At 66.8% G+C, this 24,144-nt stretch carries 20 protein-coding genes; 13 read left to right on the top strand and 7 right to left on the bottom strand.

Translation table 11 applies throughout. The features are described 5' to 3' along the window. Positions 1-79: 79 nt before the first annotated feature. From J2728_RS16180 to J2728_RS16205, 6 genes are all read left to right on the top strand, one after another. Positions 80-682, top strand: coding sequence for an RNA polymerase sigma factor (locus tag J2728_RS16180; RefSeq protein WP_310000792.1), 603 nt, complete (start codon positions 80-82; stop codon positions 680-682). Next, a complete protein-coding gene (locus J2728_RS16185) occupies positions 651-1,661 on the top strand; it encodes a FecR family protein (RefSeq protein WP_310000794.1) in 1,011 nt (336 codons plus the stop codon). The genes J2728_RS16180 and J2728_RS16185 overlap by 32 nt, the downstream gene beginning before the upstream one ends. Before the next feature lie 92 nt (positions 1,662-1,753). Then, complete coding sequence (locus J2728_RS16190; protein ID WP_310000797.1) at positions 1,754-4,981, top strand: TonB-dependent receptor domain-containing protein; 3,228 nt, start codon at positions 1,754-1,756, stop codon at positions 4,979-4,981. 70 nt (positions 4,982-5,051) lie between these two features. Beyond that, entirely contained in the window at positions 5,052-6,671 is a 1,620-nt protein-coding gene (locus tag J2728_RS16195) for an alkaline phosphatase D family protein (RefSeq protein WP_310000799.1), read from the top strand. Positions 6,672-6,817: 146 nt separating this feature from the next. Next, positions 6,818-8,959: a TonB-dependent siderophore receptor gene (locus J2728_RS16200; protein ID WP_310000802.1), complete on the top strand. Its 2,142-nt coding sequence runs from the start codon at positions 6,818-6,820 to the stop codon at positions 8,957-8,959. After that, complete coding sequence (locus J2728_RS16205; RefSeq protein ID WP_310000804.1) at positions 8,953-10,215, top strand: PepSY-associated TM helix domain-containing protein; 1,263 nt, start codon at positions 8,953-8,955, stop codon at positions 10,213-10,215. The genes J2728_RS16200 and J2728_RS16205 overlap by 7 nt, the downstream gene beginning before the upstream one ends. A 450-nt stretch (positions 10,216-10,665) precedes the next feature. On the opposite strand, the gene J2728_RS16210 is transcribed toward J2728_RS16205, so the two are convergent. Then, positions 10,666-11,019, bottom strand: coding sequence for a COG4315 family predicted lipoprotein (locus J2728_RS16210; RefSeq protein WP_310000806.1), 354 nt, complete (start codon positions 11,017-11,019; stop codon positions 10,666-10,668). A 168-nt stretch (positions 11,020-11,187) separates the two neighbouring features. On the opposite strand from J2728_RS16210, the gene J2728_RS16215 reads away from it, so the two are divergent. From J2728_RS16215 to J2728_RS16230, 4 genes are read left to right on the top strand one after another with little or no spacing between them, the layout of a single operon-like run. Next, positions 11,188-11,613 carry a DUF305 domain-containing protein gene (locus tag J2728_RS16215; protein WP_310000809.1) on the top strand — a complete coding sequence of 142 codons (426 nt, stop codon included), beginning with the start codon at positions 11,188-11,190 and terminating at the stop codon, positions 11,611-11,613. Position 11,614: 1 nt separating this feature from the next. Next, positions 11,615-13,060, top strand: a complete 1,446-nt coding sequence (locus J2728_RS16220) for a YncE family protein (protein WP_310000812.1) — start codon at positions 11,615-11,617, stop codon at positions 13,058-13,060. Between the two features lie 21 nt (positions 13,061-13,081). Then, positions 13,082-13,609, top strand: coding sequence for a sigma-70 family RNA polymerase sigma factor (locus J2728_RS16225; protein ID WP_310000814.1), 528 nt, complete (start codon positions 13,082-13,084; stop codon positions 13,607-13,609). Beyond that, entirely contained in the window at positions 13,606-14,382 is a 777-nt protein-coding gene (locus J2728_RS16230) for an anti-sigma factor family protein (protein WP_310000818.1), read from the top strand. The genes J2728_RS16225 and J2728_RS16230 overlap by 4 nt, the downstream gene beginning before the upstream one ends. Before the next feature lie 51 nt (positions 14,383-14,433). Here the strand turns inward: J2728_RS16230 and J2728_RS16235 are convergent, their stop codons facing one another. From J2728_RS16235 to J2728_RS16245, 3 genes are all read right to left on the bottom strand, one after another. Continuing rightward, on the bottom strand, positions 14,434-15,306 hold the full coding sequence (locus J2728_RS16235) for an alpha/beta fold hydrolase (protein ID WP_310000820.1): 873 nt from the start codon (positions 15,304-15,306) through the stop codon (positions 14,434-14,436). Beyond that, the gene (locus J2728_RS16240; RefSeq protein WP_310000822.1) at positions 15,303-16,562 is read right to left on the bottom strand and encodes a cytochrome P450; all 1,260 of its coding nucleotides are present in this window, start codon (positions 16,560-16,562) and stop codon (positions 15,303-15,305) included. Before J2728_RS16240 ends, J2728_RS16235 begins: the two co-directional genes overlap by 4 nt. Positions 16,563-16,707: 145 nt before the next feature. Beyond that, the gene (locus tag J2728_RS16245; protein WP_310000825.1) at positions 16,708-17,817 is read right to left on the bottom strand and encodes a GAF domain-containing protein; all 1,110 of its coding nucleotides are present in this window, start codon (positions 17,815-17,817) and stop codon (positions 16,708-16,710) included. 127 nt (positions 17,818-17,944) lie between these two features. On the opposite strand from J2728_RS16245, the gene J2728_RS16250 reads away from it, so the two are divergent. Both J2728_RS16250 and J2728_RS16255 read left to right on the top strand, forming a co-directional pair. Further along, a complete protein-coding gene (locus J2728_RS16250; RefSeq protein ID WP_310000827.1) occupies positions 17,945-19,561 on the top strand; it encodes a GMC family oxidoreductase in 1,617 nt (538 codons plus the stop codon). 76 nt (positions 19,562-19,637) lie between these two features. Further along, the gene (locus tag J2728_RS16255; protein WP_310000828.1) at positions 19,638-20,360 is read left to right on the top strand and encodes a response regulator; all 723 of its coding nucleotides are present in this window, start codon (positions 19,638-19,640) and stop codon (positions 20,358-20,360) included. 32 nt (positions 20,361-20,392) lie between these two features. Here the strand turns inward: J2728_RS16255 and J2728_RS22320 are convergent, their stop codons facing one another. Both J2728_RS22320 and J2728_RS16260 read right to left on the bottom strand, forming a co-directional pair. After that, positions 20,393-20,701, bottom strand: coding sequence for a winged helix-turn-helix domain-containing protein (locus J2728_RS22320; protein WP_404979787.1), 309 nt, complete (start codon positions 20,699-20,701; stop codon positions 20,393-20,395). Between the two features lie 88 nt (positions 20,702-20,789). Further along, on the bottom strand, positions 20,790-20,969 hold the full coding sequence (locus J2728_RS16260; protein WP_310000830.1) for a hypothetical protein: 180 nt from the start codon (positions 20,967-20,969) through the stop codon (positions 20,790-20,792). Positions 20,970-21,349: 380 nt separating this feature from the next. On the opposite strand from J2728_RS16260, the gene J2728_RS16265 reads away from it, so the two are divergent. After that, the gene (locus J2728_RS16265) at positions 21,350-22,327 is read left to right on the top strand and encodes a hypothetical protein (protein ID WP_310000831.1); all 978 of its coding nucleotides are present in this window, start codon (positions 21,350-21,352) and stop codon (positions 22,325-22,327) included. A gap of 423 nt (positions 22,328-22,750) precedes the next feature. On the opposite strand, the gene J2728_RS16270 is transcribed toward J2728_RS16265, so the two are convergent. Beyond that, the gene (locus tag J2728_RS16270; RefSeq protein ID WP_310000834.1) at positions 22,751-23,251 is read right to left on the bottom strand and encodes a cytochrome C; all 501 of its coding nucleotides are present in this window, start codon (positions 23,249-23,251) and stop codon (positions 22,751-22,753) included. Positions 23,252-24,144: the final 893 nt, after the last annotated feature.

The raw sequence follows: 24,144 nt of genomic DNA on the forward strand, positions 1-24,144 counted from the left end.
ACAATAGCCGGCTAGGCAGGGGCTCGAATCGAGGTGGCGCGCGCGCCGGTTAGCGGAATATCCACTCAGCGGATTACGGATGAGCAGCGCCGACAGGGATAGGACACTGTGGTTCCTGCGGAACATCCTCCCGCACGAACCGGCTCTGCGGGGGTGGTTGTCGCGTGGCGCGCCGCCGGGCATCGACGCCGACGACATTATTCAGGAAGCCTATTCGATCCTCGCCGAGCTGGAGTCGGTCGACGGCATCCGCCATCCTCGCGCCTATCTGTTTCAGGTCGCGAGATCGATCATCACGCGCCATGTCCGCCGCGCCCGGATCGTGCCCATCCACGCGGTCGAGGACCTGGAGCGGCTGGACCCGCTCGACGACGAGGCGTCGCCCGAGCAACGAACGATCGACCGCGACGAGCTTCGGCAACTGGCGCGCGCCATCGCCGCCATGCCGACGAAGACGCGCGAGGCCTTCGTGCTGCGCCGGGTCAAGGGGCTGCCCCAGCGCGAGGTGGCGGCGCGGATGCGGATTTCCGAAAACACCGTCGAGACGCACATCTCGCGCGGCGTGCTTTTCTTGATTGATTGGTTCGGTCGTGGCGGAAACAAGCGGTCCCAAACCTCTAAGATGACGAACCGGGAGAGCGCCTCGAGACATGGCCGTGCGAGAAACCCATCGCGACATTGACCGCGCGGCGTCCGATTGGTCGGCGCGGCAGGATCGCGGACCGCTCTCGCCGGACGCCGCCGCGTCGCTGGAGGCCTGGCTGCGCGGCGATCCGCGCCGACGTGGAGCGCTGCTGCGCGCGCGGGCGATGTCGCTGATGAGCGAGTCGGCCCAGGCGCTGGGCCCCGACTTCGATCCCGACACCTTCGCCGAGCCCCGGCGCGCGCGCCTGTCCCGCCGTGGCGTCCTGACCTGGTCTGGCGCCGCGGTGGCCGCCGCCTCCCTGGGGGCCTTGTCCTTGGCGACCTCGGCCGCCGGCGCGGTGATCAGCACGGAGCGGGGCGAGATCCGCCTCGTGCCGCTGAAGGACGGTTCGACCGTACTGCTGAACACCGAGAGCCGAATCCGCGTGCGCTACGACGAGGGCCAGCGCCACGTCACCCTGCTCAGGGGCGAGGCGTTTTTCTCGGTGGCCCGCGACGAGCGACGTCCGTTCGTCGTCGAGGTGGATGGTCGCGGGCTGCGGACGACCCAGGCCAGCTTCCGCGTCCGCAAGCTCGCCAACGACCCGGTCGATCTGCTGGTCAGCCAGGGCTTGGTCAATGTCTCGGCCGCACCCCTGTTCGGCGCCGGCAAGGTGCTGACGCTCAGCGCCAATACGCGGCTCGCCCTGGCCGACCCCGTGCATCGGTCGGCCGAACAGCCCCGCCCCATCGCGCCCGAGACGGTCACCCGCGAGCTGGCTTGGCGCGACGGCAAGCTGGCGTTCGAGGGCGAGACCCTGAGCCAGGCCGCCTTGGCCTTCGCCCGCTACAGCGACACCCGGATCGAGATCCGCGACCCTGACCTGGCGCGCGAGCCGGTCACCGGCCTGTTCGCCGCCAGCGATCCGGTGGGCTTCGGCCGGGCCGTCGCTCAGGTGTTCGACGCGCGCCTCCAGCGGGACGGCGACACGGTTGTGCTGAGCCGCGCCGCGCAACCTCCCGCCGCGGCGCAATAAGAAGTTTTTGCAACGGATAGCGGAAGCCTTCGTCCGACGGCTCTCAACCCGCGACGTCGCGAGCAACGCGATGCTTGGGGGCCGTATAGCCAATGATTTCTCGCTCTTCCCTTCTGGCCCGCGGCGCGTCGGTCGTCGCCATGGCGATCGCCGCGCCGGCCTTCGCGCAGGACCGCGTGTTCGACATTCCCGCGCAGGCGGCGGTCCGCGCCATTCCCGAACTGGCCCGGCAAGGCCAGGTGCAGATCATCGCGCCAGCCCGCCAGTTGGACGGTATCCAGACGCCGGCCGTGAAAGGGACGATGGACGTCCGCGCGGCGCTGCGCCGCCTGATCGCCGACACGCCGCTGCGGGTCGACTCCGACGATGGCCAGATCATCACCCTGCGCTCGACCGCGAGCGCCTCGCGCCCCCAGTCCGGAGTCGGTAGCGGCAGCGTTCGAGGCCGCGTCCTCAACACCGCCACCGGCGAATACGTCCGCAACGCCGAGATCCGGGTCGAGGGCGCGCCGATCGTCGCCTATTCCGAGGAGGACGGCGACTTCCGCCTCACGGGCGTTCCCTCCGGCGACGTGACGATCAGGGTCAAGTACGCCGGCCTGCAGGAGGCGATCCTGGTCGCCTCGATCGCGCCGAACCAGACGTCCGTGCTGGACGTGTCGCTGAGCCCGCTGTCCAGTTTGGACCAGGTCGAGGCCGTGACCATCACCGCCAAGCGGGAGGGGCAGGCGGCCGCCATCATGGAGCGCCGCGCCTCGACCAACGCCAAGACCGTCGTGGCGGCCGACAACTTCGGCGCCCTGACCATGGGCGACGTCGGCGAGTTCATGAAGAACATGCCGGGCGTTTCGCTGGACTATACCGAGGTCGACGCCACCGCCGTCCGCATCGGGGGCCTGGATCCCAAGTACTCGACCTTCACCACCGACGGCGCCCGCATGGCGACGGCGACCTCGAACAACAACAGCGGCCGCCAGAACTCGTTCGAGCAGATGTCGATCACCGGCGTGGACTCGATCGAGCTGAACAACACGCTGCAGGCCAGCATGGACGCCGACAGCCCCGGCGGCGCCATCAACCTGCGCAGCAAGTACGCCTTCCAGCGCACCAGCCGCCTGCTGCGCTTCCAGGTCGGCGCCGTGGGCACCTCGGACAGCGAGCTGTCGCGCCAGTATCTGCCGGACGACAAGAAGCACTCGACGATCTTCCCCTCGGCCCAGGTCGGCTACGCCGACGTGTTCCTGGACGGCCGCCTGGGGATCGCCTTCAACGCCAGCTACAACGCCAACTATGTCCAGCAGGACCGCATCCAGACCGACTGGTCGTACCTCGCCAGCGGCCGGGTCATTCCCTATCAGGTGATGTGGCGTCCAGGCCCGAAGCTGACCCACCGCAAGGCCGCCAACCTCAGCGTCGACTACAAGCTGACCGACCAGTGGGCCCTGTCGCTGCGCTCGACCTACTCGTTCTATGACGTCGAGTACTTCAACCAGTACACCTACCTGATCTTCGGCACGACCAGCGCGTCGCAGACGACGGCGGACTCGACCCCGACCCACATCGTGGTCAATCCGAATGGGACCAACACCCGCCTGCACACCCAGTACTCGCACCGCTACGCCGGCACGCCGTCATGGCTGGTCGCGCCGAAGCTGGAGTACCGCGGCGACACCTGGGAGGCCCTGCTGCGCGGGAGCTATTCCAGCTCGGAGTTCAATTTCCGGGACAACTCGAAGGGCTTCTTCCAGCGCACCGACAACTATCTGACGCGGATCGGCTTCACGCTGGACCGCGCCTCGGAAGACTCCAACGCCTGGACCCTGCGCCAGACCGCCGGCCGTCCCTGGGGCGACCCGACCAGCTTCAATCGCGACGACGATATCGGCAACAACATCCGCACGTCGGAGTCCGACGCGCAAAACCAGATGTACGCCCTGAACTTCGACGTGAAGAAGAAGCTGAACATCGGCGACGTGCAGCTGAAAGTGCTGGCCGGCGCGGCTTACCGCACCAATGTCTGGAAGACCAACGAGGGCTCCTACCGGCAGTTCCAGTATGTCGGCCCCACCGGCGACCTGACCCAGAAAGCGCCCGAGGCCGTCATCCCCTGGACCCAGAACTACCAGTTCAAGATGCTGGGCTTCGACGCCGGCAATATGAACGACCAGAACTGGCGCGCCGACAGCAACTACGCCGTCTACGACATCTACAAGGCCCACCCGGAGTACTTCGTCCCCGACACCGTGGGCAATCTCAAGCGCCGCCTGGACAACAACAAGAAGGTCGGCGAGGCGATCAACGCCGCCTATTTCGAAGTCCAGCCGCGCATCGGCAAGGCCTCGTTCGACCTTGGCCTGCGCTACGAAAAGACCAAGACCGACGCGCGCGTCGCCGACATCCGGCCCGCCAAGGAGGTGACCGCCGCCGGCCTCTCCACCAGCACCGTGCCGGGCCTGCTCTACCAGTACCGCAACGGCGCCTATTCGACCCGTCACGGCGAGTACGACGACTGGTTCTGGAGCGGCGGCGCCAAGTACGACTTCTCCAAGAAACTGGTCGGCCAGCTGGCGTTCAGCCAGTCGATCCTGCGTCCCGACTACGGCAACCTGGGCGGCGTGGTCTCGGTCAACGACGACACCCTGATCGTCTCGGTGCCCAACCCGCTGCTCAAGCCCGAGCATTCAACCAAGACCTTCGCCAGCCTGCAGTACTATCTGGAGCCCTCGGGCGTGATCGGCGTCTCGGCCTACAAGCTGGACGTCAAGGACATGCAGGTCACCGGCGTCACCGTGAACCCCGAGGATGTCGGCTACAATCCGGCCGACTATGCCGGCTATGCGTTCCGCAGCGCCCAGAACCTGCCCGGCACGAACACCAACAAGGGTCTGACGCTGGAATACGACCAGCAGCTGACCTTCCTGCCCGGCGCCCTTCGGGGCCTTGGCCTGCGGGCCTCGATCACCAAGATCGATCCGGATGGCGAGCGTGTCAGCCTGCCCAAGACCTCGGGAAACTGGGGCCTGCGCTACAGCTACGGCAAGTTTGATGTCCAACTGACCGGCAACGCCCAGTCCAAGTACCGGACCAGCGCGCTTAGCAACACGCCGACCACGGCCAATAACGGCGTCCTCTATCACGCCGCCCGCGAGCTCTGGAACGTCAGCGCCAGCTACAAGATCAACAGGCAGTTCGAGGTGATGCTGGCTGGCCGCAACATCTTCAACGCGCCGGACGTCATCTACTCGAACGTCCGTAGCCGCGTTCAGCAGTACAGCATCTACGGGTCGATGTGGAACATCGGCCTCAAGGGCTCCTTCTAGACTTCCCCGACCAACTTCATCTCCCGCGGCTTGCTGGCCGCGGGAGTTTTCTTTTGGCGAAGGACCTAACATGGCTCCAAGGATCGATCGTCGCGGCCTGATCGCCGGAGGCCTCGGCCTCGCCGGCCTGGCCCTTCCCGCCGGCCAGGCGCTGGCCCGGCAGGTGTTGGGCGCGACCGGCTTCACTCACAGCGTCGCCAGCGGCGAGCCCGCGGCCGACTCCATGTTGCTGTGGACGCGTTACGTCCCCGCCGCCGACACCAATGTCGTTCGGCTCGAGGTCGAGGTCGCCCTGGACCCTGGCTTTACCAAGGTGGCCTCGGGCGGCGTCGCGCGCACCGGCTCCTACCGCGACTGGACCGTCAAGGTGACCGTCGACGGGCTGAAGCCAGGGACCGTCTACTGGTATCGCTTCGTCGCGCCCGATGGGACCAAGTCGCCAGTCGGCCGGACCAAGACCCTGCCGCTGGGCCCGGTGAACCGCTTCGGCCTGGCGGTCTTCTCGTGCTCCAACCTGCCCTACGGCTGGTTCAACGCCTACGCCCACGCGGCCGCCCGCGCCGATCTCGATCTGTGGCTGCACACCGGCGACTACCTCTATGAGTACGGCTCGGCCTCGATCAAGGAGGCCGACCTCGTCGCCGGCCGTCTGCCCGAACCCTCGACCGAGATCCTGGCGATCGCCGACTACCGGCTGCGCTACGCCAGCTACCGCGCCGATCCCGACCTGCGGCGCCTGCACCAGATGGCGCCCATGGTCGCGCTGTGGGACGACCACGAGTCGTCCAACGACAGCTGGGAGGGCGGGGCCCAGAACCACCAACCCGACAAGGAAGGCGACTGGAACATTCGCTGGGCCGCGGCCATGCAGGTCTATCGCGAGTGGATGCCGGTCTCGGACGAGCCTTGGAAGGCCTATCCGATCGGGACGCTGGCCACGCTCTACCGAACCGAGTCCCGGTTGCTGGCCCGCACCAAGCCGGCCGATATCGGCGCGGCCTTCAAGGCCGCCGATCCCGACGCCGCCCTCAAGGCGTTCCGCGACGGCGTCTGGAAGGATCCCTCGGCCACGATGATGGGCTCGACCCAGGAAAGCTGGCTGGCGCACCAGATGAAGGCCAATCCCGGCTGGCAGCTGGTCGGCATGGGCACGATCCTGGGCCGGACCGTCATGCCCAAGGACGCCATCGACTGGTTGCGTCCGACCGTCTCCGAGAAGAAGATCGCCGGCTACCGCAACAACATCCGCGCGGCGGCCCAGGGCCTGCCCATGTGGATGGACCGTTGGGACGGCTATCCCGCGGCCCGATCGCGGTTGCTCAACTCCGCTCAGGCCGCCGACGCCGATCTCGTCATGCTGTCGGGCGACAGCCACAACGCCTGGGCCTATGCGCTAAGCGAAGGCGGGCGTCCGGCTGGCGTCGAGTTCGCCGGACACGCCGTCACCTCGTCCGGGGCGGAGGGCGACTTCGGCGCCGATCCCAAGCTCGTGGCCCAAGGCTTCATGGCCGCCAACCCCGAGCTGAAATGGGCCGACACCAGCCAGCGTGGCTACATGGCGATCGAGATCACCCACAAGCGCGTAACTTGCGAGTGGCTGTTCCTGAAGACGATCAAGGACCGCGACACCACGCTGGCTGGAACGCATCGGATGTCGGTCGAGCGCGGCCGGAAGGCGCTTAGCGCGTAGGAAATGACGCGCGGTCCGGGGGCGCGGCGCGCCGGCGGCGGCCAGGGCGCTTCCCCAAGTGGTATTATTGCAAATAATTATCACTTGCTATAATCGACGCGCCTTTCCTGGGGCGCGGAGTAGGCGTGGTGAACTTTCGTGGACATTTGAAGACTTCGGCGGCGGCGCTGGTGCTGGCCCTCGGCCTGGCCGGCGCGGACAACGCCGCGGCGATCGAGACGAGCGGCGCCGAGCTGGCGGCGGCCGAAGACGAGCCCGACCTGACGATCATCATCACCGCCCGCGCCCGTCAGCTCTATCGCGTCCAGGAGACCACGAGCGGCAAGCTGGCGACCGCGCCGCTGGAGTCCAGCCTCAACATCCAGGTTCTGAACGAACAGCTGATCCGGGACCAGGGCGCGCGCGACGCCCAGGACCTGTATCGCAACATCGCCGGCGTCAGCCTGTTCTCCTACGCCGGCGTCACGGCCCGCGGCTTCCGTCAGGAGGAAATCTTCTTCGACGGCCTGCGTGGCGATCCCTATGTCGCGTTCTCGGTGCCGCAGCTTTTCAATGTCGAGCGACTGGAATTCCTGAAGGGGCCGGCGGGCATGTTGTATGGCCCCGGCGCGCCCGGTGGCCTGTTCAACTACATCACCAAGACGCCCAAGAACGAGTTCTCGGCGCGGGCGACGGCGGTGGTCGGGACCGAGGCGCGCAAGGGCGGTTCGGTCGAGGTCGAGGGCTTCCTGCCAGGCGACAAGGCTCCGGCCACCCGGCTGGGCGTGTTCTACGAGGACCGCAACACGCCGCGCCGCAATTCCGGCAGCGAAGTCCTGATCCTCGACGGCGGCGTTCGGGCCGACCTCGGCCCGGCCGCCCTGACCCTGCAGGCCACCCGCTACCAACAGAACCTGCAAGGCAACCGCCTGCGCGGCGTGCCGACCGACAATCTTGGCCACTTCCTCGCCGACCGGCGCTGGAACCACAACGAGAAGAGCGACTTCCTCGATCTGACCGCCAATGTGCTGCAGGCCAGGGTCGAATGGCCTGTCTCCGAGGACCTGAAGGTCGACGCCGGCCTGCGCTATTCGAAAAGCCTGGAGCGTCAGCAGTATCACGAGCCCCGCGGCCTGACCGACAGCGACAAGGATGGCGTTCTGGACCTGTCGCGTCGGGAATTCCGCGACCAGGAGCGGGACCTCGAGCAACTGAGCTTCGGCGCCAACGCCGTGTGGTCACGCGACCTGGGTTCGGTGCGCAATCGCGTCCTGCTGGGTGTCGACGCCTATCGCAGCGAGCTGGTCAACAACAACCGTCCCTCGCTGCTGGGCGGATTCACGGCCGTGGCCGGCTTGCCCGCGCCGCTCAGCCTGACCAAGCCTGTCTACGGCGCCATGGATCCCAAGACCTATAAGCTCAAACCCCGCGTGCGTACTTCGGCGATCCAGGAGCGGTCCGGCGCCTATCTGCTGGAGGAGGCGACGGTCGGGCCGTTCATCGCCACCGCCGGCGTGCGCTTCGACCGCTACGAGGACACCTCCGACGCCAGCGGCTTCAAGGACGAGAAGGCGACGTGGCGGGCCGGCCTGGTCTGGCGCGCCCGTCCCGATGTCTCGGTCTACGGCCAATGGGCCCAGAGCTACGAGCCACAGAGCGTCTCCAGCCAGGATCCGCTAGCGGGCGGCCCCTTCGCGCCCACGGAAGGCGAGATCCTGGAAGGCGGCGTCAAGACCGAGCTGATGGGCGGTCGGCTGCAGACCACGCTCGCCGTCTACGAGATCGTCCGCAGCAACATTCTGCAAAGCGATCCGCGCGGCGACGTCGGCGGCGACGGCGTCAACGACATGGTCGCGTTTGGCGAGGTGACCAGCAAGGGGGCCGAGTTCGACCTGGCCGCCGACCTGACCCGGAACTGGGTGCTGACCGCGTCCTACGCCTACAACGACACGCGCATCACCAAGACCAACAGCAATACGGTGATCACCAACAGCGTCGGGGATCGCTTCGCCAACGCGCCCAGGCACAAGGCCGGCTTCTGGACGCGCTATCAGTTCCCCCAGCGGGGCTTGGCTCTGGCGTTCGGCGGAGACTATGTCGACGTCCGCACCTCGATCAGCGGCCAGAAGGTGCGTCCCTATACGGTGTTCGACGCCTCGGTGATCCAAAAGGTCGGCCCCTGGTCGATGCTCCTGCGGGTGGACAACCTGTTCGACAAAACCTACGCCGCCTCGGGCTTCATCGATCGCACCGGCCACTTCCCCGGCGAGCCGCGTTCTGTGTTCCTCGAGGTTTCGCGCGAATGGTGAGCCTGGAGCGCGCGTCCGTCCCGGAGGGGAAGGGGGCGGAATCATCCCCGCCCAAGCGCGTCGCCAAGGCCAAGGGCTCGCGCCTGTGGTGGCGGGTTCACCAGTGGGTCGGGCTGAAGCTGTCGATCCTGCTGGGCTTCGTCTTTCTGACGGGAACGATCGCGGTGTTCAGTCACGAGATCGACTGGCTGCTGCGGCCCGCCTTGCGGGTCGATCCGGCGACGGTTCAAGGACCGCTGGCCTGGTCGGCCGCCGCCCGCAACGTCGCGGCCCTGCGCCCCGAGGCCAAGATCCTGCTGCTGGACGCGCCGGTCGATCGCGGCTTCGCCATGATCGCCACTCTCCAGACGCCGGATGGGCGACGCGGATTTGTCTATCTGCATCCGTCGACGGGCGCGGTGCGGGGCGAGGGCTCTTGGGTCGGGGCTCAACGCGTCCTGCGCAACATGCACCGGCACCTGAACTTGCCCACGGCGGTCGGCGTACCGATCGTCTCGGCCCTGTCGGTCCTGCTGCTGATCAGCCTGGCGACCTCGTTCGTCGTCTACAAGAAATGGTGGCGAGGCTTCCTGCGGCCGGTGCGATGGCGCGACGCCCGCACGGCCATGGGGGATCTGCACCGTCTGGCCGGAGTATGGAGCCTGTGGTTCGTGGCCCTGATCGGCGCGACCGGTCTCTGGTATCTGGCCGAGAGCACGGTGGCCAAGGCGCCGCCGGCCCCGCGCGCCAAGGTCGCGGCCGTCAAGCTCGACGCGCGGGGCGTCGCGACCCGGCTCGAAGGCAACCTAGTCGCCGCCCAGGCGGCCTATCCGGGCCTGCGCATCCAACGCATCGTCTTTCCGTCCGGCAAGGTCGGGGCGTTCCAGTTCCAGGGCCAGCACCGGGCGCTGCTTGTCCGGGAGCGCGCCAACGTCGCCTGGACCGACCCGGCCACGGGCAAGGTGGTGTTGACGACCGACGGACGCGACCTCTCGGCGCATCAGCGCATCTCCGAAATGGCCGATCCCCTGCATTTCGGCACGTTCGGCGGGGTCTGGACCAAGCTGATCTGGTTCGTGTTCGGCCTGGCCCTGACCTCGCTGTCGGTGTCCGGCGTGGCGGTCTACGCCTTGCGGCTGTCGCGCGAGGGCGGCGCCTGGGCGGCTTGGACCAGGGCTTGGCGCGGCATGGGGCTCTGGCGCTGGCCCGCCCTGGCCGGGATCGGGATCGCCCTGGCGCTGCTGCCGACGCTGCTCCGGGCGGCCGGTGGCGACTAGGCGCCGCGCGCCTGGAGGATGAATGTCCAGTCTGGCGGCGGGTGCGACCCGCTGTCCGTCGTTGAACAAGTTTCGCCCCGGACAAGTGGTGCGATCGAGCGGCGACGGTCCGTCGATCCGCGGGGCGAAACCACGTTCCTGGCAAATAACTGGCGAGCATCTTGCCGACCAGCGATCCGTCGCCGTTGAGTTACAGGCCTGGGCTTGACGCATCCGGGCTGCATTGACGGTCATGCTAGCGGCTCATGACTCATCGCTGAGCTTCGAAAGCTCCGCTCTTGGGCAATGGCTATGACGCCTTCCCACCGGACCGCACGGCGGGGAATCCTGGCTCATCCGCGACGTTCGGAAGGTCCGCTTTTCAGTGGGGAGACACCGGCCCCACCACCGTTCTCTTGGCGCTGCCTCGACTAGGCGCAATGCCGTCAGGAGAGCCGTAAACCTGAGACGCTATGGCGCCCGATAGTCGAGCCGCTCGGACGCGCCGGTGACGAGGTCACGCACCGTCGTTGCGCCTTTGGGGTCGATGATGATCACCGGCGTGATCAGGGTGTAGTCGCCAACAGCGACCGCGGTGATCTTGGCCTCCAGCGGCCAGTTGCGCGTGCATGGATCGTTGCAAGCCGACTTGCCGAGGGTGTCTTTGGCGAAGACGTAAAGGGTCATGTCGGCTTCATCGACCAAGGACAGCCCCTTAGTGGTCTGGCCGACCTTTAGAGGCGGCGCCGAGCTCTGAGCGCGGGCGCTTTCGGCGGCGATGAGGCACAGGCCCACCAAGGTTCCGACGATAAGGGGTCTTGGCATGAGGCAACTCCAGCGGTCGGGATCGACCTGAACGGTTAGACGCCCGCCATCGACGATTATTCCCGGCCCACGTTTTTCTCGTCATCGTGGATGTCCCGGGAATAACCTGGGTGTCGAGGGCGTCTAACGACCGAGGCGGTTGATCGCCTCGCGGTCCGGAGACCTTCCATGTCCTCGCGTCAAACGCCTTCTAAACGTTCGGGAGGATGGTCCCTGGCCTTCACCGCGATGCTGGCCGCCACGCCGCTGGCGGCCAGCACGCCGCACAAGGAGTTCATGAGCGCCAACGAGGCGGCCATGATCAAGATGATGGTGGATATGGACATCAAGCCGTCCGGCGACGTGGACCGTGACTTCGTGAACATGATGATCCCCCACCATCAGGGCGGCATCGACATGGCCGTCGCCCAGCTGCGCTATGGAAAGAACGAGCAACTGCGCCGGCTGGCCCAGGAGATCATCGTCGCCCAGCGGCAGGAGATCGCGGCCATGCGCCTGGCCGTCGGCCACCCGCTGCCGGCCTCCAATCCCTCCCCGACAACGCCGGTCCCGCACGGCTCGCCGAGCGCCGCTCACCATGGCCAGGAGCATTGAGATGAAGAGCTTCCTGTTGCTGGGCTCGGCCCTGGCGCTCTTCGCCTTCACGTCCGCAACCGCCGGACAGGCGCCCAGAAAGGTCAACGCCCCGGACATCGCCATCTCGCATCGCGATCGCGTCTATGCCGCCGAGCAGTTCTCCAACACCGTCTCGGTGACCGATCCCGTCGACAACCGCGTCCTGGGCTTCATCAAGTTGGGCGATCCAGCGCCCGGCAATCTCAGTCCGCTCTACAAGGGGCAGTTGCTCGTCCACGGCCTCGGCGCATCGCCCGACCATAAGACCCTCGCCGTTGTCTCCATCGGCTCGAACGCCGTCTCCTTCATCGATACGGCTACGAACACTGTCAAACACACCACCTATGTCGGACGCTCGCCCCACGAGGCGTTCTTCACGCCCGACGGCAAGGAGGTCTGGGTCACCGTGCGGGGCGAAAACTACATTTCGGTGATCGATGCGGGGACCTATGCCGAGATCGCCCGGATCATCACACCCGCCGGCCCCGGCATGACGATCTTCTCGCCCGACGGCCGCTACGGCTATGTGTGCTCATCATTCAATCCGGAGACCGTGGTTATCGACGTCGCCACCCGCGAGATCGTCGGACGCGTCGCCCAACCAAGTCCCTTCTGTCCAAACATCGCCGCGACACCGGACGGCGCGCAGGTTTGGTTCACGCTGAAGGACGTCGGCAAGGCCGTCGCCTTCAACGCACGTCCGCCGTTCAACGTGCTAAAGACCTTGGACATCGGACCGATCACCAACCATGTGAACTTCGTCCGCACCGCCAGGGGCCAGTTCGCCTACGTCACCGTCGGGGGCAAGAGCGAGGTGCAGGTGTTCCGAACCGACGATTTCACCAAGATCGCGACCATTCCCGTCGGCAAACTGCCGCACGGCGTGTGGCCTTCGGGAGATGGCGCGCGGATTTATGTCGGGCTGGAGAACGCCGACGCGCTCGCCGTGATCGATACTGCGACCAATAGAGTCGTCGCCAACGTATCGATCGGGCAAGCTCCCCAAGCGCTAAGCTACGTGCCCGACGCGGTTCCCGCAGGCCCTGGAACACAGAATCTGGAGCCGCTCGGTAAGGGCGGCGCCAGCACGTATCTAGTTCTGGGGTCGATCGGAGGCGGCAGTGATGAACCGACCGGCGTGAGCCTTTTCGACCAGGGGCTAATCCAGATGATGCAGGCGTCGGTCACGGGCCTAGCGCCCAAGCGGGCCTACGTATTGGCCTTGGCGCGACAGGCCGATGGCTCTGGCCGACTGGAACCGCTCGCCAGCTTTACGACCAATCCCGCCGGCGCGGCGATCGTCAATGCGATCGGACCTATCCGCCAAGTGGTGCAGGCCGCGAGCATCACGGATCGACGCTATCTGGTGATCGCGCCGGGCACAGCCGATAAGCTCGGCGAGCCGGTGCAGGTTCAGACTCGCTAGGATGCGCCTGGGAGGCCCACCGTGGACGATATAATTCGTCTGATCGAGCCATCGATCCCGAGTCTGCGGCGCTACGCGCGGTCGCTCGTGTATGACGCCGCGGACGCTGACGATCTCGTGCAGGACTGTCTGGAGCGGGCGGTCGGGCGCTGGAGTCAGCGCCGGGAGGCTAGCGACGCACGCAGCTGGCTCTTTTCGATCCTTCACAGTCTCGCGGTCAGCCGTTGGCGTCGTCTAAGCCGTCGTGGGCGAGAGGTGTCGTTGGACGTGCTAGACGAGGCGGATCTGGCTGAGCGGGCCACCCAACAGGACGGCATGAACCAGAGCGACATCCTAAGGGCCCTCGCGGCTTTGCCGCAGGACTACCGCTCCGTGCTCTTGTTGGTCGGCGTGGAGGATCTCTCCTACGCTCAGGCAGCCATGGTTCTGGACGTGCCGATCGGCACGGTGATGTCGCGGCTGTCGAGAGGCCGCGAGCGCCTCGCCCAGATCATGGCCAATGGTTCGGCCGCCCAAGTCCGAAAGCCGCGTTTGCGGAGGATCAAATGAGCGCCCCGCGCCCCATCAGCGAAGACGATCTGCAAGCCTATGTCGACCAGGCTCTCTCATCACCACGTCGCGAGGAGGTAGAAGCCTATCTTTCCGCACATCCGGAAGAAGCCAAGCGGATCCAGGGCTATATCGCTGATCGCGTCGCCTTGCGCGTCGCCTTGAGCGCGATCGCGGAGGAACCGATCCCGCCGGAGCTAGGCTTGCGCGCCTTGGTCGAGGCCCGTCGCGCCCGCCAATCCTACTGGCGCCCCGCCATCGCCGCGGCGGCCGTGCTGGCGACCGGCGGGCTAGCCGGATGGACAGCCAGGGGCGTCGTCGCACCGCCGATCAACGGGGTCGGCGCTCTGTCGCGTGAGGCAGCCGACAACTACCGGGTCTATGCTTCGGATGTTCATCGGCCCGTCGAGATCGATTCAACCCAGAAGGCGGACCTGGTGCGCTGGGTGTCCAATCGTCTCCGCAGCCCCGTCGCGGTGCCCGATCTGCAGGCCGCGGGCTACCGCTTCATCGGCGGACGGCTGGTGACCACGCCGCATGGGCCGGCGGCGATGTTCATCTACGACGGCGCCGACGGTCTGCGTCTGGCGGTAATGGTGCGGCCGATGCAGTTGGAAAGGAACGTTGCGATGACAGAGCGCGAGGATGCTGACCTCGGCGGCGTATCGTGGGCTACCGACGGCCTGGGCTATAGCCTTGTCGCACCGCGCTCGCCCCAGGCGCTCCACCCTATAGCCGATGAGGTGCGGCGGCAGATCAAGGGGAGTCTCTAGCTTATGACGATATCCTGGTCACGCTGGTGCGGTCGGGATGTCTAGGGGGCGTCAGCGGCGACCGCGTGCCTCCAGGAACGCTAGGATAGAGCGGTTGAAGGTCGCCGGCGCCTCCCAGGGCGCGAAGTGACCGCACCCGGACAGAACTTCGAGTTCAGCACCTGGGATTGTCCGCGCGATCCAGACCGCATGCGTTGGAAGGATGAACTCGTCGCTGTCACCTGTCGCAATCTTGACAGCGGTCGATCGGACGCGGGCGACCTGATGTGCGGGCAGGTTGAGGCTTGAACTTTGCATCGTCCTGACCGCCTGAGACAGCGCGGCGAAATCTGGCGCTGGTGAGAGCTCGGCGTAGTCAGCCGCGAGCCGCGGCCCGACCTGCTTCAAGATCGGAGCGTTCCCAGCGTTCGCACGCACGCCTTCCTGATTCATATTCGCGCCGAAGGCGTAGATCGGCCCAAGTTCGGCCGCAGGATCCATGGCCAGCACGAGGGCGACGATGGCGCCGTCGCTCCAGCCGACGATGGCGGGTTGCTCGAGGCGGAGGCGCGCGATCAGGGCGCCGACGTCGGCGGCCATTCGCTCGTAGGTCAATGGCGCCGTGCCCAGGGTGCTGCGGCCATGTCCGCGGCTGTCGAACAGGATGACCTGGTAGCCCGCCTGGACCAGCGCGGGGACCTGGCCGCTCCAAGCCTTGTGGCTCGAGAGGCCCCCGTGGAGAAGGATCACCGGTGGGCCTTCTCCGACCGCGCCGTACCAGAGGCGGGCCCCGTCGCGCTCAAAATAGCCTTGGGCCAGCGTCGGCGGCGGGGCGGCGGATCGGTCACGTATGTCGTTCCGCTCCGCCCCGCATCCCGCCAGGCCACCGAGCGCGAGCACGGCCAGGCCGCTGGCCGCGCTGGCGAGAATCCGCCGCCGGATCACAGGGTCACTCGCGGACCGTCGACGCGGCGGATCCCGGCGTAGCCTTCGATCTTCGGCGCGGGACCCGCTAGCCGCAGGCCGGGCAGTCGACGACTGAGCGCCATCAGGCCCTCCTCGAGCTCCATGCGCGCGAGCGCCTCGCCGATGCAACGATGCGCGCCACCGCCGAACACCAAGGGCCAGCGGGTGTGGTCGGTCCTGTCGATGAGGAAGGCGTCGGGATCGGAGAAGCGAGCGGGATCGCGCATCGCCGACAGGGTCGAGAGCGACACCAGCCGGCCCGCGGGGATCGTCGCTCCGTCCAGCGCGATCTCCTCCATCGAGAACCGCGGCGCCGAGCCGACGGGCGGCTCCAGACGCAGCGCCTCGGCGACGACGGCGCGGGCCAGGTTCGGATCGTCGCCGAGCCGGCTCCAGGCTTGGCCGGTCGCGAGAACCAGGCCGACCTGGATCGCCATCGCCGCTCGCGTGGTGTCGCTGGCGCCGATGATCAGGGTCACGAGCTGAGCGACGGCCTCGCCCGGCGTGAGTGTATCGACGGCGACCGCCGCCGCCATGTTTTCCAGCAGGTCCGACCGCAGCGCTTCGCCAGCCATGGCCTTGGCCAGGCATTGTTCGACATAGGCCGTGAGCCGCGTGGCGCCCTCGACCATCGCCGCCATGTCCTCGCTGGGCAGGGCGGGCGCGAAGGCCGGGGAGACTTGATAGACCCATCGCGCGAACGCCCGGGCCTCTTCCGACGGCGCGCCCAGAAGCCGGCTCATCACAAGCGGCGGGAAGGGGGCGCAGAAGGTGCTCATCAGATCGATCTCGTCTTCGATCCTACCCTTGGCCTCGACATCGTCGATCAGGCTTTCGGCCGCCGAGCGGACGGTGTCGCGCAAGGCTTCCACCGCGCGGACCGCCAGAACGCGAGACATGGGCGCGCGTCGGCGGCGGTGTGCATCGCCCTCCGACATCAACAGCGACGCGACCAGCAGGTCCTGCAACGGCCCCGGGGGAACGCCGCGAACGCGGCTGTAAAGCGCGCCGTCGATCTGTCGTGTTCGAAGATCGATGAGAAGGGCCTCGACATCGGCGGCGCGCAGCACGAGACACGCGCCGTCCTCGCGCTGGATCACCGGCGTGCGCTCCCGCCAGTGTCGAAAGACGGCGTGCGGATCTCTCTCCAGCTCCGATGATGAGACGAAGGGTGGGCGGCCCACCGAGCGGTCGTCCTGTTGGGAGTGAGCGGAAACTGGGTGGGATGCGGTCATCGTAAGTCCTCGGCGAGACGGCCGCCGGGCCAGACGATGGCGACGACCGATCGCTCGATCCTGTCGATCGGATGTCACGTCCGCGTTGCAGCGGAGCGCTTGTTGATGACCATTGTAACCGTCGTCGCCGCGAGGCCGGGAGGCCCTAGCGCGGCCTGCGCTCCAGCACATCCATGGCGCGTCGCAGTCGCCCGTCGGTGACGCGCAGCTTGATCTCGTCGGATACCAGGGACGCCAGGTTGGTGAGGATCGCTTGCTGGGTCTCGTCCAGCGTACGCGGCTGGGTGTCGATAACACAGAGCGAACCGAGCGTGAAGCCGTCGGGATCGACGACCGGGCAGCCGGCGTAGAACCGGAAATGCGGCGCATCGGCGACGGCTGGATTGTCCGCGAAGCGCGGATCGAGCGACAGGTCCTCCGACACCATGCAGCGCCTCTGCAGAATGGTGTGGTTGCAGAAGGCCCAGCTGCGAGGCGTGTCGGCCATGTCCAGGCCATGGCGCGACTTGAACCACTGGCGGGTCGGGGTCAGCAGGGTGATCAGCGAGATCGGCATGCCTAGCGTCCGCGCGGCCAGCCAGGTCAGTTTGTCGAAGGCGTCCTCGGGCGGGGTGTCGACCAGGCCCGAGTGCTCAAGCGCCAGGAGTCGTTGGGCCTCGTTGGCGGGTAGCGGGATGCCGGAGCCGTCTTCGGGAGCCGTCGGAACCGGCGCTGGCCCTCTCACCGCCATCTCGGCGGCCTCGGCCAGGGTGTCCAGATCCTCCACGAAGCCGACCCGACTGCTGGCCGTCCCGGCGAAGGCCTCGGTCTGGGCCTTGGGACCGACGAGCAAGATCGCGGTCTGCGACAGCGCCGGGTCCGACGCCAGGGCCCTCAGCAGGTCGGCGGCCATGGGCAACGAAGCCGCGTCGATCACCACCGCGGCTGGCGAGCGGCCGCCAATGTTCAACAGGGCGGAAAACGGCTCGGGATAGGCGTCGACGAAGCAGGAGGGGGCGTCCGCCAGTCGCGCGGTCAAAGCCGGTAGGGCGTTGGGGCCAGCGATCACGATCACGCGCGCCGACACTGGCAGGGCCACCGCCTCGCCCGGAACCAGCGCCAGGACGTCGGATCGATAGACGCGGCGATGACCGCCCGGCGTCTTCCACGAGGGGATCGATCCGCCCTCGATCAGCAACTGCGCCGTGCGCACGGACACGCCCAGGATCTTCGCCACGTCCGTGGTGGTCAGGATGTCCTTCTCGGCCGTGTCCATCGTGTCTCCGGGCCTAGCGCCGCTTGCGAACAGATGCCTACCCCGCCTTGCCTTGACAAGGTCTAAATTCGATGCATTTGATTAAATTGATAGATTTGATACCCCATTCCGAGTTTGGAGCATGACCATGATCGACCACCTCCCCAGTGACCATCCCGATTTCGCCGCCCGAGTCGCGGCCAACCAAGCCGAGCGGGCGGCCTCCTTGAAGGCGACCTACGACTTCATCGTCTGCGGTGCCGGGAGCGCCGGCTCGGTGTTGGCCCGGCGGCTGGCGGAGAACCCCGCCGTGCAGGTGCTGCTGATCGAAGCGGGCGGCGGCGACGAGCGCGTCAGCGTGATGGAGCCCGCGGCCTGGCCGACCAACCTGGGTAGCGATACCGACTGGGGTTTCGTGGCCGAGTCCAATCCCGCGCTGAACGGCCGCGCCATGCCGATGTCGATGGGCAAGGTCTGCGGCGGCGGTTCCAGCATCAACGTCATGGTGTGGTCGCGCGGCCACCGCGCGGACTGGGACCACTTCGCCGAGGAAAGCGGTGATAGCTCCTGGGGATACGACGCGGTGCTGGGTGTGTACCGGGATATCGAGAACTGGCAGGGCGCGCCCGACCCCCTGCGACGGGGCGTGGGCGGCCCGGTCTACGTGCAATCAGCGCCGAATCCCGGTCCGGCCGCCTACGCGATGATCGACGCCGCCCAGGAGCTTGGCATTCCGACCTACGCCTCGCCGAACGGCGAGATGATGGAGACCGTGGGCGGCTGCGCGATCAGCGATGTGCTGATCCGCGGCGGCAAGCGTCATTCCATCTTCCGGGCCTTCACCTATCCCTATCTCGACAGGCCCAACCTCACCTTGCTGACCGATACGCAGGTCAACCGGGTGATGATCCAGGGCGGGCGGGCCATCGGCGTCGAGGCCGTTCGCGATGGCGTGCTCCATCGCTTTGGCGCGGCCCACGAGGTGATCCTGTGCCTGGGCGCGATCCAGACGCCGACCGTTCTGATGCGGTCGGGCGTTGGCGACGAGGCGGAACTGCGCGCCCACGGCATCAAGGTGGCGCGGAGCCTGCCTGGCGTCGGCGCGAACCTTCAGGACCACGTCTCGTTCGGCTGCATCTGGGAATACAAGGAACCCATCGCGCCGCGAAACAGCGGTAGCGAAGCCACGCTCTACTGGAAGTCGGAGGCGGCTCTGACCGAGCCGGACCTGCTGTTCTGTCAGGTCGAGTTCCCGGTTCCGAGCCCCGAGACGGCGGCCCGCGGCGTTCCCGAGCACGGCTGGACCATGTTCGCGGGCCTAGCCCATCCCAAGAGCCGGGGCAGGGTGCGCCTGGCGTCGGCCGATCCGACGATCGCTCCGAGGATCGAGCTGAACACCTTCAGCCACCCGGACGATCTGAAGGCGGCGCTCGCCTGCGTGGAGCTCTGCCGCGACCTGGGCAACACCCAGGCCTTCGCCCCCCTGGTCACCCGTGAAGCCATGCCGGGGCCGCTGAACAAGGCGGACATGGAGCAATATGTCCGGGACGCGGCGGTGACCTACTGGCACCAGACCTGCTCGGCCAAGATGGGGCGGGACGAGATGTCGGTGGTCGACGCCAGCCTGCGCGTCTACGGCGTCGAAGGGCTGCGCGTCGCCGACGGCTCGATCATGCCCAAGGTCGTGACGGGCAACACCATGGCCCCCTGCGTGATCATCGGTGAAAAGGCGTCCCGCTTCATCCGCGCCGCTCACGGACTCTGACCCACGACGCGGCCGCGCCTCCGAGGTGGCGGCCGCGTCCGTTCCGTGGATTTGAATTTCCAAGAAGGCCGGATGCATGCAGCACGCCCAACGACACGTCCTCGTGGTGGACGACGACCCCCGGACCCGAGACGAATTTCAGGACTATCTGAGCGCTTACGCCTTTCAGGTCAGCACGGCGCCGGACGGCGCGGCCATGAAGCGGATCCTGGCCGCCCGGCCTGTGGATCTTGTCGTCCTGGATCTTGAGCTGGGCGCCGAGAACGGGCTGGACCTGATGCGAGGGGTCATCGACCGCGACGTGGCGCCGGTCATCAGCCTGACCGGCGCGCGGGGCGAAGGTCCGGACAAGGTGGTGGCGCTGGAACTGGGCGCCGATGACTGCATGAGCAAGCCGGTTAGTCCTCGGGAGCTGCTCGCCAGGATCCGCACCGTGCTGCGGCGCGCTGGACCGGCGCGTTCGGCCCGCTTGCGCCAACGCGCCCGCTGGCGCTTCGTCGGCTGGGAAGCCGACATGCGCCGGCGAAGTCTGACCGCGCCGACCGGCGAGGTGGTCAAGTTGACGACCGCCGAGTTCAACCTGCTCGCGGCGCTGCTCAAGGCGCCCGGTCAGGTGCTCAGTCGTCAGCAATTGGTGGCGGCCTCTCGCGTGCATCCCGACGAAGTCACCGATCGCAGCATCGACGTGATGATCCTTCGGTTGCGTCGAAAATTGGCCGGCTGGCCCGATGGTCAGCGCATCATTCGCACCGAGCGCGGCGAGGGGTACGCCCTCGCCGTGCCTGTCGAAACGGTCTGACGCCGCGCCGTCTTGACGGGCAATTCGTTGGTTCAGGCCGGCTCCTCCTCGGCCTGGAACGCATAGCCCACGCCGCGCACCGTCTCGATCACCGCGCGGCCTTGGCGGCCGCTCCTCAACTTGCCCCGTAGCCGCCGGATCTGGGTGTCGATGGCCCGATCAAAAAGATCCGCGGGGGCGCCGGTCGCGCGGAGCAGATCCTCGCGCGACAGGACTTTTCGCGGGGCGCGCAGGAACGCCGAGAGCAGGTCGAACTCTCTCCGCGTGAGCCGAACCGGCGCTTGCCCGTCCTGGCGCAGAAGGCGCGTGGCGCCGTCCAGGTCCCAGGTCCCAGGTCCCAGGCGCCGAAGCGCAGGCGCGTGAAGGCCGCGCCCTCGATGAGGCGTCGCGCGAGGCTTCGCCGCCGGAGAATGGTTCGAATGCGCGCCGTCAACTCACGCAGGCGATCGGGCTGACGAGATAGTCGTCAGCCCCCATTTCCAACCCGAGGACGCAGTCGGCGAGGTCTCGACGCTGCGCCGTCACGAGGATCAGGGCGCCGTCGTAACCTGCCCGCAGGCGGCGCATGACATCGAGGCCATCCTCGCCCAGCTTGTCGAGATCCAGCACGACAAGGCTGGGGCGGGGGGTCTAGGGCCGCGAACATCGCCGTTTGATCCTGAGCGATGGCGACGCGCATGCCAGCCTCCCGCAAATGGAGGACGAAAGGCTCGGGCAAGGCCTCGAGCGTTCCGGCCGCCAAGATAGCGGGGCCAACGAACAGACGGTCGTGATCCTCCGCGGCATGACGGCGCGTCGGGTCGCCTTCGATCGTCAAGGGGGCTATCGACATGCGGCGATCCTGATCGGCGCGCGTATCGGCTCCATTGCGGAAAAGCGCAAAGCCGTTACCGCCGTAACAAGGCGGCGGCCCATGGGGGCTTGGCCAGGCTCGCTTGGCCCGACATCCTCGTCCGTTGATGACCCCAGATGGAGAAGAAAGACCGCGCATGCCGAAAGTTTCGTCGCGTCCAGCTCCGATATTTCGCGCGTTTCTCGCGAGCGGCCTGCTGTTGTTGGCCTGGCCCGGCGATGGTCTCGCCCAGACCGCAGCCGTGGCGCGGACGACGACGCGAAGCGACCAGACCGCCTCGGTCCTCCGTGGACGGATCGTTCCGCCACACGACGAAACCATCAAGGCCTATGTCGACGCGGGCGCGAAAGAGACCAAGGCCCATGTCCTCACCGAGCGTGAATGGGCCTTGGTCGAGGGCGCCATCGCCGATCTTCCCGAGCTGTACCGACGAGTCCTAGAGCGACGCCTGGCGCGGCTCAGTTTCGTCGACGCGCCGTCCAGCCTGGGCACGGCCTTGACGCGCGCTTCCGAGGGGCCCAACGGCGAGCCGATGTTCGACATCACAATACGCGCCGAGGTGCTCGAGCAATCGCTGTCGGAGTTCCTCACGCGGAAGGAGGCGGCGCTTTTTTCTCCGGATGGGTCGGGCTACAGCGTACGGGTCACGGCGGGCGACGCCTCGGCCCTGACCTATATTCTGCTGCACGAGGCCACGCATGTGGTCGATCGCACGCTGGATGTCACCACGGGCGGAGGTCCCTTCAAGGCGGTGTGGGTCGATTATCGGAGCTTGGCGCGGCCCTACGCGGCGAGTGTGGTTTCTCGCTCCGTCTATCGACGCGCACCCAAACTTCCTTTCTCACAAAGCCCGTCGCTCTACCGATCGCTGGCTCAGACGCCGTTCGTGTCACTCTATTCCACGTCGTCGGCGGGTGAGGACTTCGCCGAGCTCATGGCCTGGCGGGCGCTTTCCCACCGTTCCGAGACTCCGCTGAGGATCCAGGTTCTGGACGGACACGGCGCCGAAATCGTCTCGATCGAACCGCTCAAGTCACTCTCCGTTCGACTGCGCCTTGAGGCGGCCGAAGCGGTTCTGGCCCGGGCCAGCGCCGCAACGTCGGAGAAGATCTGAAACATCGGCGGCGGGCTTGGAGGCCCGCCGCCACTCGGCCGGTTTAAGCCAGATCTCACGGCGAGGGTCGGGGGCGCCGATCTTCCGTCTGGGCCGGAAGGACGCGCGCTGGAGGTGTCGCGTCGAAGTTGTCGTCCCAAGGGTCGGGGGCGGGGACGAACGGTTGAGCGCCTTAAGCCTCACCGTCCCGATGCTCTAAGGGGGCGAAGAAATGTGGCGCTTTCTTGAGTTCGACTGTCGTTGTTGCGGGTCCGCTTCGCAATCAAAGGAGGGTTTCAGCTGCAATAGTCGCGAAGGTTTGTTGCCGCGCTCGGTTATCTGGGGCGCACGGCTGCCTAGGCGTGGGTGGGCAACACCGGCGCGATCGACGCGGCTGCCAACGCGAAGCTAAGGGCGAGCCGGCTTAGGAGGCGAGACATGCGCTCAATTCGCGTTGGGTTCGACTGGAACCATATCGACGACGGGCGTCGACGGCTCTACGCTTGGCGCCAGACGGGAGGGCGCGGCCCGGCCAGTCGGGTGAAGCGAGCGGATGTAGCGGTAGAGTGAGCGGTGGTTTGCGGGGCTCATCGCCCGGGTGATCGGCCAGGGCATGGGCGGGGCGTCGCCGCGCCGCGCAAGCATGGCCACCCAATCGTCTTCTGAAACAATCTGCGTCGCAAGGCGCAGATTGCTAGCGTAGGTGACGCCCCAGGGGCCGCGAAAACCGACCGGATTGCCGGTAAGCCACTGGGACTCCGGGATTTGGCCGTCCGCTTGCAGGTAGCCAGGCGTATGGCAGTCGTTACAGCCTCCGATGCGGACGAGATAGCGCCCGATCTCGATGTCGCTGGGACCCGCGACCTCGGCGCTCGTTGGCGCAGAGGCGGGCGGGGAACAGGCGCAGAGCAAGCCGGCGAGAAAAAGCGGCGGCACGACTTTCATGGTCGACTCCATACGAGCGATGTCGGTCGCTTGATGGCGCGCGCCGGCTACCGAAAAAGGTCGGGTGGGGAAACTTTGGGTTTCAGCCGTAACCGAGGGCCAGTCGGCTTAGGTCTGGGACGCCTTGCCGGTCGACGATTGTCGACGCGGGAGCGCTCGGGCTCCGAGGGCGAAGAAGCCCGCCGTCAGGCCCCAAAACGCCGAGCCCACGCCAAAACAACGCCAGCCCGGATGCCGGGGCCAGAAAGGTGACGATCGCTGGATCGCGGTCGGCGCCAGCATCGCTTCGAGCGCGCCTGGCAGGGCCGGGATCAGGCCAGCCCCGCCAGGGCTGCCATGACGGTGTGCGACAAGCTCAGGAAGACGCTGCGGTTAGGCCGGAAAATCCCGCACGCGCAGCATGGGAAACAATCGTTTCTGGCAAACAACTGGCAAGCAAAACCAAATGCCGCTCGGCATCGGGCTGTCGGCTCGCAATGTATTGTTTTATTCAAAAAAATGGTGGATGCGACAGGGATTGAACCTGTGACCCCCTCGGTGTGAACGATCGTAAATCTAGCTGAAATCCAAGTAGAATAAGGCGTTACGGTTGGATCGGTGCCGTCCCGTTCGGTCCATTTCGGTTCGTTTCTGGCAAATAACTGGCAAGCAGATTGACGGGCCGGCGGTCCGTCGCCGTTGAACTACAGGCCTGAGGCTGACCCATCCGGGCTGCATTGACGGTCAGACTAGCGGCTCAAGACTCATCGCTGAGCTTTGAAAACTCAGCTTTTGGGCATGGCTATGACGCCTTCCCACCGGACCGCACGGCCGGGAAATCCTGACTCTTCGCTGACCCTAGGGGGGCAGCTCATCCGGATGGCCGTGCCCGTAAGCCGTTATCTGCAACACGT

Source organism: Caulobacter segnis (assembly GCF_031454995.1).
GTDB lineage: Bacteria > Pseudomonadota > Alphaproteobacteria > Caulobacterales > Caulobacteraceae > Caulobacter > Caulobacter segnis_E.